Annotated in this window: 12 protein-coding genes, 2 rRNA genes and 1 pseudogene; 9 read left to right on the forward strand and 6 right to left on the reverse strand. The window is 34.4% G+C overall.

Annotation, left to right across the window (positions count from 1 at the left end; all coding sequences use genetic code 11):
- The first annotated feature begins 14 nt into the window (after window positions 1-14).
- From M1L26_RS01630 to ruvC, 3 genes are read left to right on the forward strand one after another with little or no spacing between them, the layout of a single operon-like run.
- Window positions 15-674 (forward strand): TenA family protein, encoded by a 660-nt coding sequence (locus M1L26_RS01630; RefSeq protein ID WP_211907825.1) that lies wholly within the window; start codon window positions 15-17, stop codon window positions 672-674.
- 47 nt (window positions 675-721) lie between these two features.
- The gene (locus tag M1L26_RS01635; RefSeq protein WP_211907828.1) at window positions 722-1,549 is read left to right on the forward strand and encodes a cytochrome c oxidase subunit 3; all 828 of its coding nucleotides are present in this window, start codon (window positions 722-724) and stop codon (window positions 1,547-1,549) included.
- The gene (gene ruvC / locus M1L26_RS01640; protein ID WP_211907830.1) at window positions 1,550-2,038 is read left to right on the forward strand and encodes a crossover junction endodeoxyribonuclease RuvC; all 489 of its coding nucleotides are present in this window, start codon (window positions 1,550-1,552) and stop codon (window positions 2,036-2,038) included.
- 25 nt (window positions 2,039-2,063) lie between these two features.
- On the opposite strand, the gene ruvX is transcribed toward ruvC, so the two are convergent.
- The 3 genes from ruvX to M1L26_RS01655 are packed head-to-tail and all read right to left on the reverse strand — an operon-like array spanning window position 2,064 to window position 5,492.
- Complete coding sequence (gene ruvX, locus M1L26_RS01645; protein WP_211907832.1) at window positions 2,064-2,531, reverse strand: Holliday junction resolvase RuvX; 468 nt, start codon at window positions 2,529-2,531, stop codon at window positions 2,064-2,066.
- 57 nt (window positions 2,532-2,588) lie between these two features.
- A complete protein-coding gene (locus M1L26_RS01650) occupies window positions 2,589-4,373 on the reverse strand; it encodes a ribonucleoside-diphosphate reductase subunit alpha (protein ID WP_250120301.1) in 1,785 nt (594 codons plus the stop codon).
- 48 nt (window positions 4,374-4,421) lie between these two features.
- Entirely contained in the window at window positions 4,422-5,492 is a 1,071-nt protein-coding gene (locus tag M1L26_RS01655) for a methyltransferase domain-containing protein (protein WP_211907834.1), read from the reverse strand.
- A gap of 331 nt (window positions 5,493-5,823) precedes the next feature.
- Between M1L26_RS01655 and M1L26_RS01660 the strand changes: the two genes are divergently transcribed.
- The 3 genes and pseudogenes from M1L26_RS01660 to M1L26_RS01670 form a co-directional block, all read left to right on the forward strand.
- Window positions 5,824-8,588, forward strand: a 23S ribosomal RNA gene (locus tag M1L26_RS01660).
- Between the two features lie 67 nt (window positions 8,589-8,655).
- Window positions 8,656-8,762 (forward strand): 5S ribosomal RNA (rrf, locus tag M1L26_RS01665).
- A 191-nt stretch (window positions 8,763-8,953) separates the two neighbouring features.
- Window positions 8,954-9,764 (forward strand): annotated as a pseudogene (locus tag M1L26_RS01670) (IS66 family transposase); the annotation flags it as partial.
- Window positions 9,765-9,790: 26 nt separating this feature from the next.
- On the opposite strand, the gene M1L26_RS01675 reads toward M1L26_RS01670, so the two are convergent.
- Genes M1L26_RS01675 through rpmH form a run of 3 tightly spaced genes read right to left on the reverse strand, consistent with a single transcriptional unit; the run spans window position 9,791 to window position 10,568 of the window.
- Window positions 9,791-10,012: a hypothetical protein gene (locus tag M1L26_RS01675; RefSeq protein WP_211907835.1), complete on the reverse strand. Its 222-nt coding sequence runs from the start codon at window positions 10,010-10,012 to the stop codon at window positions 9,791-9,793.
- Between the two features lie 60 nt (window positions 10,013-10,072).
- A complete protein-coding gene (gene rnpA / locus M1L26_RS01680; RefSeq protein WP_250120424.1) occupies window positions 10,073-10,450 on the reverse strand; it encodes a ribonuclease P protein component in 378 nt (125 codons plus the stop codon).
- Window positions 10,434-10,568, reverse strand: coding sequence for a 50S ribosomal protein L34 (gene rpmH, locus M1L26_RS01685; protein WP_010404613.1), 135 nt, complete (start codon window positions 10,566-10,568; stop codon window positions 10,434-10,436). Before rpmH ends, rnpA begins: the two co-directional genes overlap by 17 nt.
- A gap of 107 nt (window positions 10,569-10,675) precedes the next feature.
- Here rpmH and pstC point away from each other — a divergent pair, with 107 nt between their 5' ends.
- The 3 genes from pstC (at window position 10,676) to M1L26_RS01700 (ending at window position 13,644) form a co-directional block, all read left to right on the forward strand.
- On the forward strand, window positions 10,676-11,764 hold the full coding sequence (gene pstC / locus M1L26_RS01690) for a phosphate ABC transporter permease subunit PstC (protein ID WP_211907836.1): 1,089 nt from the start codon (window positions 10,676-10,678) through the stop codon (window positions 11,762-11,764).
- A 96-nt stretch (window positions 11,765-11,860) separates the two neighbouring features.
- Complete coding sequence (atpD, locus tag M1L26_RS01695; RefSeq protein WP_250120425.1) at window positions 11,861-13,297, forward strand: F0F1 ATP synthase subunit beta; 1,437 nt, start codon at window positions 11,861-11,863, stop codon at window positions 13,295-13,297.
- 5 nt (window positions 13,298-13,302) lie between these two features.
- Window positions 13,303-13,644, forward strand: a complete 342-nt coding sequence (locus tag M1L26_RS01700) for a F0F1 ATP synthase subunit epsilon (RefSeq protein ID WP_211907837.1) — start codon at window positions 13,303-13,305, stop codon at window positions 13,642-13,644.
- The last annotated feature ends 73 nt before the right edge of the window (window positions 13,645-13,717 follow it).

A 13,717-nucleotide genomic window follows, 5' to 3' on the forward strand; every position in this document is an offset into this window, starting at 1 on the left:
TTCTAGTTTATGTGATGTTTAGTGGTATAATTAAGAGTTATTATGGGTCAAATCTTTTAAAGGATATTATTGAGCATCCTTTCAATGTTGAGTTAGCAAATAATACTTTAAACATAGAAAATTTCAAGTTTTATATACAACAAGATGCATTTTTTGTAGCTGATTATGTTCGTACTGTTTTAATTATTGCATCAAAAATGGAGAGTTGTAACAACATTGTTCCATTGATTGAGGTGGCTCAAGGAGGAATAGAGATTATAAGAGTGTTATGCGACCACTACTTTGCTGTATACTCCATAAATCGTGGAGAAAAGTCGCTAGAGTGTTTCAATTTTACTAACTTTCTTTTGTCTACTTCGTATAGCGAAATTTATGAAGCTGTAACAGTTATTTACTCTTGCCATTTTATATATAAAGTTGCTATTGGTAGTATGAGAAGTAAAATTAAAAAAAATAATAGGTATAAGGATTGGTTTGATTTTTTTGGCAGTAGCTTGATGGAATCTGGATGTGTTGCTTTGGAAGGTATTGTTGACGAGTATTGTAACAAAGTAAGGGAAAGTGAAAGGACCAGAATGCTTGAATTATTTAAAATAACTGCACAATTTGAGTTAGGCTTTTGGAATAGCGCATATAATTTTTCAAAATTTGATCAAGATTTTAAGAAATATTGACAATTTTAAGCTAATTTGTATGCTTGGTACGTATTTTTGAAGATGATATGAAAAGTAAAGAACATGATTTTCATTTAGTAGACCCAAGTCCCTGGCCAATTGCTATATCAGCAGCAATTCTTGTTCTTGCACTTGGATTAGTTGGTACACTCCATAAACAAATTTCTGGAATATTTGGTTTAGTTTTGGGAATCTCTGCGGTATCAGGAGTGCTGTTTTATTGGTGGAGAGATGTAATAAGAGAAGCAATTTATGATAAATGCCATACTGCCATTGTAAAACATGGACTCAAGCTTGCAATGTACTTATTTATCCTCTCGGAAGTTGTGTTTTTTATAGCGTTCTTTTGTTCATTCTTTAAAGCCTGGCTTGATCCGATCTTTTTGTTTGAAGCGTTTTCTCCTACAAAAAAAATTGAATGGCCCCCTGAAGGGATTTTACCACCTGATCCATGGTCGTTACCATTCATGAATACACTAATATTATTACTTTCTGGTACAACAATTACCTCAGCACATCATTTTTTACTTGAAAATGATAAAAAAAGCATGATTAAAATGCTGTCTATAACTATATTGCTTGGGATGTTCTTTATAATAGTGCAAGCAATCGAATATCATGAAGCAAGTTTTTCTTTACGAGAAACAGGAGAAAAACTTATTTATACATCCAACTTTTACATGATTACTGGTTTTCATTGTGTGCATGTTATAATAGGTATAATATTTTTGTCAGTATGTTTATTTAGAGCTCGAAAAGATCAATTTACACCTCAAGATCACTTATGCTTTGAGTTTGCTTCTTGGTATTGGCACTTTGTCGATCTAGTCTGGATATTTTTATTTCTGTTTATTTATTGGTTAAGCCTTTATTAAGTGATTAAAATAATAGGTCTAGATCCAGGGATAAGCAAAACCGGTTGGGCCATTATCAGCCTGGAAGAAAAGAATAGTATTGAATTTTTGGGTGGTGGTGCCATATCAACTGATGGTAAATTGGGTACAGGTGAACGTCTACATATAATTTTTGAAGAATTAAAGAAAGTAATTTCTCTATATTCTCCAAATGAAGCTGCTGTAGAGAAAATTTTTGTTAATAAAAATCCAAAATCTTCACTAACTTTAGGATATGCAAGAGCAATTACAATTTTAGTATTACAAATGACGAAGTTGACCATGAATGAATATGATGCAAATTATATAAAAAAGAGCATTACCGGAGATGGTCATGCTGGTAAGGATCAGATTATATTTATGGTGAAGCAAGTAGTTAAAAACTCAAATATAAAATGTCACCATGCTGCTGACGCTCTTGCTACAGCAATTTGTCATGCTTATACGAAAAGTTCTTGTTTGATCAAGTAATTTTACGTGAATTCAGTTTAAAAAACTATTTGATGGTGTTTATCTTATCCAATGTTCGTTGCAGAATAATACATGCGGCAATTTTATCATCTATTTTCTTTGATTTTGTGATTGATATTCCGGTAATTTTTAGTGCGTGAGTTGCAAGAGATGTTGATAAACTTTCGTCTTGTAGATATATGTTTATCTTACATTTTTTTATTATTTTATTTGCGAATTGGATTATTGCTTTACACCATTCGGTCTCTTGGTCATCTATTTTGAATGGTAGTCCTATTACCATTGATCCAGCTTCATTTTCTTTGAATATTCTATACAGATAACCTAAATCTTTGCTTATATTTCTTCTGTAGTATATACTATGAGCTGTAGCTATAAGCTGTGTTTTATCACTAAATGCTACGCCTATTTGTTTTTCTCCCATATCAAGGCACATTATACGTTTATCTCTTGGAATAGACTTTAGAAATTCATCTGGATTTCTATGTAGCATCTATGAAAACATAACTTTTGTACAATTGTATTTTTGTGGCAGTAAGGTATGTACAGTCTACTGGCATGATAGACATTCATCATAATTAATATCTGTTTTTTGTTGCAATATTTCACTTTTTTTGAATATGTCATGTGAGACCTTGTCAGCTCTCTGCATTGATTGTGATCTGCAGTAATATAAGCTCTTTAATCCTTTTTTCCAAGCAAGCATGTGTATTTTATGTAAGTAACGTTTATGCACATTGGCAGGTAAGAACAGATTTACTGATTGAGATTGACAAATATAAGAAGTTCTATCACTTGCATGTTCTATGATCCATTGTTGATCAAGTTCGTATGCTGTTTTAAATGTCAGTTTTTCATGCTTGCTAAGAAAATCTAAATGCTGAACAGAACCCTCATTTGTTGAAATTGAGGACCATGTTTCATCATTGTCTTGATTTTTTTCTGCTAGTAGTTTTTGCAAGAATTTATTTCGTACTACAAATGAACCTGTCAATGTCTTCTGTATAAATACGTTTGCTGCATATGGCTCTATTCCAGGGGAAGTGTTGCCTGCGATAATCGAAATTGAGGCAGTTGGAGCAATAGCGAGCTTATGTGTGAACCTTTCCATTAGATCGATTTCTTTAGCGTCAAGACATGGCCCTTTTTCTTCTGCTAATTTTTTAGAAACTACATCTGCTTGCTCGCGCAAATGCTTAAATATTTTTTTATTCCATTGTTGGGCTGTTACTGATTCAAAAGGAACCATTTTACTTTGTAAAAATGAATGAAAACCCATCACGCCAAGACCGATACTACGCTCTCTTATTGCGGAATATTTTGCTCGCTGTATTTCATTTGGTGCTTGGTTTATGAAATCCTCTAATACATTATCAAGAAAACGCATTATATCTTCTATGAAAAGCTCATTATCTTTCCATTCTTCGTAGTATTCAAGATTTACGGATGATAAACAACATACAGCAGTGCGCGACTTGTTCAGGTGATCGTAACCTGTAGTTAAAGTTATTTCACTGCATAGGTTTGACATTTTGATATCTAAATTGAGCTTTTTGTAAGGTTCTGGTTTATTGTTATTTGTTGCATTAAGAAAGATAATATAAGGTTCTCCAGTTTCAATTCTTGCTGTTAATATTTTAATCCATATATCCCGTGCTTTTACTGTTGAAATAACTTTATTGTTATGAGGGCTTATTAAATCCCATTCTTGATCATCTTCAACAGCTTGCATAAACTTATCTGTTACTATTACAGCATGATGTATATTTAATGCTTTGCGATTTGGGTCACCACCAGTTGGCTTACGTAAATCTAGAAACTCTTCTATTTCTGGATGCCATACAGGAAGATAAACTGCTGAGCTTCCTCTTCTTAAGGATCCTTGGCTGATTGCAAGCGTCAGAGCGTTTTGTACTACGATAAATGGCACAATTCCTGATGTTTTACCGCTACCTTTGACACTTTCACCAATTGAACGTAAATTTCCCCAATAACTACCTATTCCACCACCACGTGCAGCGAGCCAAACATTTTCATTCCATAGATCAACTATTCCCTTCAAGCTATCTTCAGTTTCATTAAGAAAGCAGGAAATAGGCAATCCTCTTTTGGTACCGCCGTTACTAAGTATTGGTGTTGAAGGCATGAACCACAAGTTGCTCATGTAATCATAAAGACGTTGTGCATGTTTTCTATCATCAGAATAGTAATTAGCAATACGTATAAAGAGATCTTGATAACTTTCATTTTCTATTAAATACCTATCCAATAGAACTGCTTTTCCAAAATCGGTTAATTTACTATCTTTTGCGTAATTAATAGTAATGTAATTCATAAGGCTCCTTTTATGATAATATAGAAATTTATTTGAGCGATTTCTCGATTAAGTTGTTGAATTTGTTTGTGGATGTTGTAATGCAAATAAGATACCATCAACCTGACTGCCATATATTTTACAGTAACTCATTTGACTTATTTGCATATTTGTTTCTTTTGCAACATGCTGAATATAATCTTCTGAATGACGAAAATAATCTCCTTTGTTTACAAAGTCAATACCTCTACCTTCCTTTCTTCTTACTAAACATACAATAACCCCTTTTTTGTTTGTCAATCTTTTTGCTAGTTCCAATTCTGCTAGAAAATCATGTAGATAGTGTAGCACTTCAGCAAAGATAATTACATCATACTGCTGGTTCTTCTCTTGTTTAAGAAACTCTTTCATTTCTGTATGTATTAACTCATTGTAAACAGGTTTACCTTTTATAAGACATCCTCTTGCAATATTGAGCATTCTATTTGAGATGTCAACTCCTGTTATGCGACTTCTAATATTATTTATTTTTAGGAAGTGACCACATATTCCAGTACCGCAACCAAGGTCAAGTATATTCAGTTCAGAAGTGGAGTTGTGAAAGATTTTTTTGATTATCATATGTACTAGTTCATGTCCTCTGTATTGTTTGGCAATTAACCAATGTTCAACAAAATATTCACCTGTGTAATCAAAATATTGCTTTATGAGATTTTCAGGCAATTCTACAATATCTGATGTGTTTGTTATTTTCTTTATATAGTAAGAAGCTTCTTTGTGACTACTATCTAATTTTAGCGTCTTTGTTAAATAATTATAAGCTTTATTAGTATTGCCTACTGCAAAATGACATCTTCCGATATTATACCAGACTAGAGGTAAATTAGGGTAGAATATGCTAATTAACCAAAATCTTAACTTTGCATCTGATATATTACCTTTATAGAAGTGATATAACCCGATTTCAGTGTTGGTATTTAACAGGTTTTTAGATTTTTCAAGAAACACTACAATTTCTTTATGGAGAGTACTGTATTTATCCATAATGAAATTTTTTACTTTTTTACTATTTAATAAGCCAGTGAGCTTGGATATACAATTTAAAGCAAAGTTTTTTATAAAAGATAGATTACTTTTCATACATTATAAATACTCCAAATGTTCATTTTCATTTTTAGGTAACTAATTTTAACACATTTTATCTTACAAAATATCTTTTTCATTAATTTTTCTGTACATATCAATTTATCAAATATTTCTCAGATTGTACTGTTTAAGATTGCTGGTATATTGTTGTTGATAATAATAGGTAAATGTTTTGTGTAAAAAGGCGTTGACATATGATTTATCAGATTGTAACATATAAAAGATTAGTTTTTAGATGTTTGAAAAGTTTTATGGTAGAGATTATTTAATCTCAATTCAATTGTAAGTTAATATTTAACTCTGCATATTCTACATATAGTCAGATAAATAAATTATTAAGAGCACTTGATGGATGCCTTGGCGTTAAGAGGCGATGAAGGACGTGGCAGGCTGCGATAAGCTGTGGGAAATTGTCAACAAATTTTGATCCACAGATTTCCGAATGGGGAAACCCAACTAGCTTAGCTAGTTATTATATACTAAGTATATAAGGCAAACTTGGTGAACTGAAATATCTAAGTAGCCAAAGGAAAAGAAATCAACCGAGATTCTGTTAGTAGTGACGAGCGAAAGCGGAAAAGGCTAGTGATTTAAAAATAAGAATTAGAATACTCTGGAAATGGTAACCATAGAAGGTGATAGTCCTGTACAAATAGAAAGTTTTTAAATCCTTGAGTAGAGCGGGGCACGTGAAATCCTGTTTGAATATGGGGGGACCATCCTCCAAGCCTAAATACTCCTTAACGACCGATAGTGAACAAGTACCGTGAGGGAAAGGTGAAAAGAACCCCGGGAGGGGAGTGAAATAGAATCTGAAATCAAGTGCTTACAAACAGTTGGGGCTCTATATCAATTTATTGATATTTAGAGTGACAGCGTACCTTTTGCATAATGGGTCAGCGAGTTAATCTATGAAGCAAGCTTAAGCCGGTAGGTGTAGGCGTAGCGAAAGCAAGTCTGAATAGGGCGTTTAGTTTTATGGATTAGACCCGAAACCAAGTGATCTAGTCATGACCAGATTGAAGGTATGGTAAAACATACTGAAGGATCGAACCAGTTAATGTTGCAACATTATTGGATGAGTTGTGATTAGGGGTGAAAGGCCAATCAAACTTGGAAATAGCTGGTTCTCCGCGAAATCTATTTAGGTAGAGCGTTGTATTTATGTTGTTGGGGGTAGAGCACTGGATAGACTAAGGGGATTCATCATCTTACCAAATCTAACCAAACTCCGAATACCAATAGTTAATTATACAGCAGACACACTATGGGTGCTAAGTCCGTGGTGGAAAGGGAAACAGCCCAGATCACTATCTAAGGTCCCAAAATTACAGCTAAGTGGGAAAGGAAGTAGAAAAACCATTACAGCTAGGAGGTTGGCTTGGAAGCAGCCATCCTTTAAAGAAAGCGTAACAGCTCACTTGTCTAAATAAGTTTTTCTGCGCCGAAAATGTACCGGGGCTAAAGCTGTATACCGAAGATGTGGGTGCTTATTGATTTCGATTAATAGGCGCGGTAGCGGAGCGTTCCGTAAGTCTGTGAAGGTGGTTTGTAAAAACTGCTGGAGATATCGGAAGTGAGAATGCTGACATAAGTAGCGTAAAAGAGTGTGAAAAACACTCTCACCAAAAATCTAAGGGTTCCTACGTTAAGTTAATCTGCGTAGGGTTAGTCGGTTCCTAAGGCGAGTCCGTAAAGGAGTAGTCGATGGCAATTAGGTTAATATTCCTAAACCTCTTAAGTGTGACGGGTTTTGTATTTGTATAGGTCTGATTGGATTGATCTATGCTTAAAAGAAGCTCCAGGAAATAGCACTTATATTTATGAGGCCGTACCGTAAACCGACACTGGTGGATGAGTAGAGTATACTAAGGTGTTGAAAGAATGATGTTGAAGGAACTCGGCAAATTATACCTGTAACTTCGGAAGAAGGGTAACCCGCTTTTAGGCAACTATGAGTAGGTGGCACAAAATAGGGAGTAGCGACTGTTTACTAAAAACACAGGACTCTGCAAACACGTAAGTGGAAGTATAGGGTCTGACGCCTGCCCGGTGCTGGAAGGTTAATAGGAGGGGTGCAAGCTCTGAATTGAAGCCCCAGTAAACGGCGGCCGTAACACTGACGGTCCTAAGGTAGCGAAATTCCTTGTCGGGTAAGTTCCGACCCGCACGAATGGCGTAACGATTTCTCCACTGTCTCCAACATCACTTCAGCGAAATTGAATTCCCCGTGCAGATGCGGGGTACCCGCGGTTAGACGAAGAGACCCCGTGCACCTTTACTATAGCTTTACATTGCTATTAAAAGTGTGATGTGCAGGATAGGTGGGAGACTTTGAAGTTATGGCGCTAGCTATAATGGAGTCAACCTTGAGATACCACCCTTTACACTTTTGATATCTAACTATGTTTCATTATCTGGAACTAGGACATTGTATGGTGGGTAGTTTGACTGGGGCGGTCGCCTCCTAAAAAGTAACGGAGGCGTGCGAAGGTAAGCTAGAGCTGGTCGGAAATCAGCTTGATAGTACAATGGCATAAGCTTGCCTGACTGCGAGGCTGACAAGCCAAGCAGAGACGAAAGTCGGTCATAGTGATCCGGTAATTCTGTATGGAAGGGTTATCGCTCAACGGATAAAAGGTACGCCGGGGATAACAGGCTGATGGTGTTCGAGAGTTCATATCGACGACACCGTTTGGCACCTCGATGTCGACTCATCACATCCTGGGGCTGGAGAAGGTCCCAAGGGTTCGGCTGTTCGCCGATTAAAGTGTTACGTGAGTTGGGTTTAGAACGTCGTGAGACAGTTCGGTTTCTATCTGCCGTGGGTGAAGGAAATTTGAGAAGATCTGACTCTAGTACGAGAGGACCGAGATGTATATACCTCTGGTGTACCAGCTGTTATGCCAATAGCATCGCTGGGTAGCTATGTATAGATGGGATAATTGCTGAAAGCATATAAGCAAGAAACCCTCTTCAAAAAAATTTCCCAATTAAGGCCGTGGGAGACTACCACGTTGATAGGCTAGGTGTAGAAGCATGGTAACATGTGAAGCTAACTGGTACTAATAGCCTGATTGATTTATTTGCTTTCTATATGTGCATATGCAGTGTTAAATATTAAATTAAAATTTGTTAAGTCAGAAATTTTTGTTGACTTGGTGGCTATAGCAAAAATGAACCACCCGATCTCATTTCGAACTCGGAAGTGAAACTTTTTAGCGCCGATGATACTTAAAAAGGGAAAGTAGGTCGTTGCCAAGTTTATAAAAATTTCTTCTTATTTATATCTTTTCAGTAGAGCGATGAAACAAGGTAAACATAGAGTAGCTGTGAGGTAATATAACTGATCTTTTAGAACTCTGCGAAAACTTTAAGATAAAAGTAGAAAATTTAAAAGTAGAATTTGTCACCTATTTGCAAATTAGGAGGAGAGATAGCAACATTTAACAAATCATCAAACAATTGATCTTCCGAAAATCAAACTTTATATAATTGAATATTAATTAAGTTATTGGAGATGAGGAGAAAGAAGAAGTAGCAAACTACCAAGAAGCAGATACATTCGGTCCAAGGGTTAGTTGATAATTGTAGTACTCAGTTGATTTTATAAAAATTCAAAACGTGAGAATTATAAGTGATGTTTTTAATGTAAATTGAAAGCATATCAAATAGTGAATATAGAGTTCCTTCAAAATGCAAAAAGGTGTATGAGCAAATCGAATAAGAAAAGTGAGGTTTTGCGCATCAACATGTTATAATAAAGGTAAACTTGGTTAGTGCTGAAGCAATACTGCAAGTTTTAAAGGGAAAGAAGATTTAAAAGACAGTGTATGTTGCAATCGTAATAGTCGCTGACAGGTACTTTGAAACATAGCTGAACTATTGAAGTTAAAATTCTGGGCTGTTACTTAAAAAACGCATCTACTGAATTATTTATGCTAAAAAAAGCTTTATTAAAAAATGAAACAGAAGTGTAAGAAAGTTGCAAAACGTATAAGGTATTACTTGAAGCTACCTATCTGAAGCAACTGGAGCTTCTCAAGTTGCGAAAAATATTTTAAAATCTGAAAGAACGATGTGAAATTTTTTAAGTAAACCAGAAAGTATTCCACTATCACGCTGAACAGCAAATTAGGTATTATATCGTTTACTGTAAAAGCTCATATTTTACGTAATCAGAGCTAGGAACTTGAAAGGATAATTTCATTATACTTAACATGGAAACAAAGAGAACTGTACAATCCCCTGCCTATCGTTTCTTGAACCACTTCCCTGAACGGGTACTTTTATCAAACTATTCTCTTATTGTAATGAGTTGCTTCTATATTAAAATTTAGCAATTTCCCTCTAGGATTATCTTTATTTTGTTCTAAGTATTGGCTTTGTTCAAATGCCATTCCCCATTGTGTACGATAGCTAGACTTTCTATATTCATAAAAACTCTCTTCAGCATTATTTGTATCGAGCTTTTTATCTTGTTTTTTTATACTCTTTACCTCAAGCACCCACATCTATTAATTTATCTTAAAAACTTCACTTATCTTATCATAAAAAATATAGCTGTAAATACTTTAGTGAAAATTCCTTCTTATTTCATCTTTCTTTAAGCAAATATTGAGGTCTTTTTGTAAATTTTTATAGCCTGCTTGCATAATGTTTTTATGGGTTAGTATTATGTAATAGTATCCTACATTACTTATATTAGAAATGCTAACTTTAGCTAGCATTCGTAATTGCCTTTTTATTTTATTTCTTTTTGCTGCTTTTCCGACTTTTTTACTGATAGCCAGACCTACTCTAATAACATGAATATACTTTTCAGGTTCTCTTTCTTTTATAGCATATAGTGATATATATACCCCTCGATAAAAAAGACTGTAAGGTGCTAATCTGTTTTTAAAAGCAAAGGAAAACTCTTTTTTTTTATGCTTACTATGCGCATAATTTATTACACCCTAATGAGCGACGCTTATTAAGAATTTTTCTTCCAGCTTTTGTTGACATACGTGAACGAAATCCATGTTTGTGCTTTTTTTTTAAATTTTTTGGTTGAAATGTTCTTTTCATTGTTTTTATATTAATATGACTATTTATTTTAAACTATTTTGCTCTATTGTCAAATAATGGTCAACTTCTATGGCATTCTTGTTGAATAAAATTTGATATATGGAAAAATGAATTTAATTATAGGCGTACCTGTTTTACTAATCCTTTTATTTTGTTTGAGTAAGTTTCAAGCAGTAAGTAAAGTTAAGTCTTATATATATTTGAGTTGTATGTGGATGCTACCTTGTTTGTTAGCATTCTATGATGGTTATTTTATAACTTCTATTTCTATAGCGTTACTTTTTTTTATGCTGATTTTTATCTTTAAAAGTAAAAGAAATAAGATGGTAAAATTTTTGTTATTTATGGCTTTAGCAATATCACTTTTTATCACTTTATTTATAATGCTATCTATTTTTGTTCAGTCCATTTCTTTTTTTAATAAAGTAGCTATTTCAGAATTCTTATTTTGCTTAAAATGGAAGCATAATGTAGCTATTATTGGTGAAGGAGAGGTGGGGTGTTTTGGTATAGCGCCACTTTTAGTGGGGACATTACTTATAACTATTGTAGCAATGTTAGTTGCGGTGCCGCTTGGTTTATTTTCTGCAATATATATTAGTGAGTATGCGAGTGAAAAAGTGCGTTATGTTATTAATACAGCCTTACAGGTTTTGTCTGCTATTCCTACTGTTGTATATGGATACTTCTCAGTTGTATTTTTGTCTTTTTTTATAAAGCAGGTAGCGAATTTTTTTAATCTAAGTATACACTCAGAAAGTGCTTTGATTGCTGGTTTATCGATTGGAATAATGATTCTTCCTTTTATTATTTCTTTGCTTGAAGATGCTATAAGATCTGTTCCAAAAAGTTTACGTTATGGTTTTATGGCGCTTGGCGCAACACCAGCGGAAACTATATGGCATATAACAATACCTTATGCAATGCCTACAATTTTAAGTTCAGTTTTATTATCAATTTCAAGGGTGATAGGTGAAACAATGATTGTACTAATGGCTGTGGGAATCAATGCAAATTTGACCTTTAATCCTCTCAATTCAGTTACTACTATCACTGTACAAATTGCTACATTACTTACCGGAGATCAGGATTTCAATAGTGTGCAAACTCTTGCTGCTTATGCGCTTAGTTTGGTGCTGTTTGTTATTACTTGGCTATTGAATGCATTTGCATTGTTTATAATGAAACGTAACTAGTAAGTGTTTTAATATTGCAAAATTTCTGTTAATAATATAAGATTTATTTTCTTTAGAAGTTCTTTTATAGAATTGTAGTGTTAGGTGATGAAAGAGATGAGTACAGGTAAAGTAGTTAAAATAACTCAAGCAGTTGTTGATTTAAAATTTGAAGGCGAGTTACCTAAGATATTTAATGCTTTAAAAAGCAAACTAAAATGTAAGGGCAAGGAGCTAGTTTTAGAGGTTTCACAACATATAGGTGACAATATAGTTCGTTGCATTGCTATGGATAGCACAGATGGTATGTCAAGAGGTGATGAGTTTGTTGATACAGGTGCACCAATATCAGTTCCGGTTGGACGCTCAACTTTAGGAAGGATTTTTAATGTTGTAGGAGAGCTTATAGATGAGTGTGGTCCTTTAAAAGGAAAGTATAATTTAGAACCTATACATAGATCACCTCCAAGTTTTACCGAGCAGAAGATACAGGAAGAAGTTTTAGTTACAGGAATAAAGGTTATAGATCTTCTTGCTCCTTATCTTAAAGGAGGAAAAATTGGCTTATTTGGTGGAGCTGGTGTTGGTAAAACAGTTCTGATAATGGAATTGATTAACAATATAGCAAAAGCTCATAAAGGATTTTCTGTGTTTGCTGGAGTAGGAGAGAGAACGCGTGAAGGTAATGATCTTTATAACGAGATGATTACTTCGAATGTAATAGATATAAATGAGCATGAAAAATCTCAAGCCGTTTTGGTTTATGGTCAAATGAATGAACCTCCTGGAGCAAGGGCTAGGGTTGCTTTAACAGCACTAACTATGGCGGAGTATTTTCGTGATCATGAAAATCAAGATGTTCTATTTTTTGTAGATAATATCTTCCGTTTTACTCAAGCTGGCTCTGAAATTTCTGCTTTGCTTGGAAGAATACCGTCGGCTGTTGGTTATCAGCCAACTCTTGCGACTGATATGGGCGCTATGCAAGAGAGAATAGCCTCAACTACTGCTGGTTCTATTACTTCTGTACAGGCTATATATGTTCCTGCAGACGATTTGACCGATCCAGCTCCAGCAACGACATTCTCTCATCTTGATGCCACTACAGTGTTGTCAAGGCAGATAGCTGAAATGGGTATATACCCTGCTGTTGATCCACTTGACTCAACTTCTCAGTCTTTATCTGCTGAAATCATTGGTGAAGAACATTATAATGTGGCTTCTGAGGTGAAACGTATATTGCAAACTTATAAGTTGCTGCAAGATATTATTGCAATACTTGGTATGGATGAACTATCTGATGAAGATAAAATTATTGTTGATAGAGCTCGTAAAATTCAGAAGTTTCTTTCTCAACCTTTTCATGTTGCTGAGGTATTTACTGGCATGTCTGGCAAATTTGTTTCACTTTCTGATACTATTTCTAGTTTTAAAGGAATTATTGAAGGTAAATATGATCATCTGCCAGAAGCTGCTTTTTATATGGTGGGAAGTATAAGTGAAGCAATAGAAAAAGCTGAATCAATAAAAGCTGAAGTTGGAGCCGGACATTAAAGATTATGAACACTTTTAAGGTGCAATTTTTTTCTCCTGATAATCGAATTTCATTCGATGAAGTGGTCTCGCTTTCAGTGAGTGGGCTTGAAGGGGAATTGATGATTTTAGCCTGCCATTCCCCTTATTTAATTTATTTATTGCCTGGTATAATTACTGTTAAAATGAGTAACCAGACAAAGGAAAAAGTTGTAATTGATAATGGTATATTAGAGGTTACAAATAATAATTGTAGCATTCTAACAAATCAAATTCAGGTTTTTGATCACCTGACTCATTATGAGGAATCATTAAAAGATAAGAGAGTTGGTATATATTTAAGTTATCTTGATGTCAAATCTCTTTAGGGGCTCTTTTTTGTTCAAGAAATAAATCTACTCTTGTCATCTCAATGTTTGTCGTTCAAGTAGCTGACACACA

The organism is Wolbachia endosymbiont of Ostrinia scapulalis (assembly GCF_023559145.1).
Taxonomy (GTDB): Bacteria; Pseudomonadota; Alphaproteobacteria; order Rickettsiales; family Anaplasmataceae; genus Wolbachia.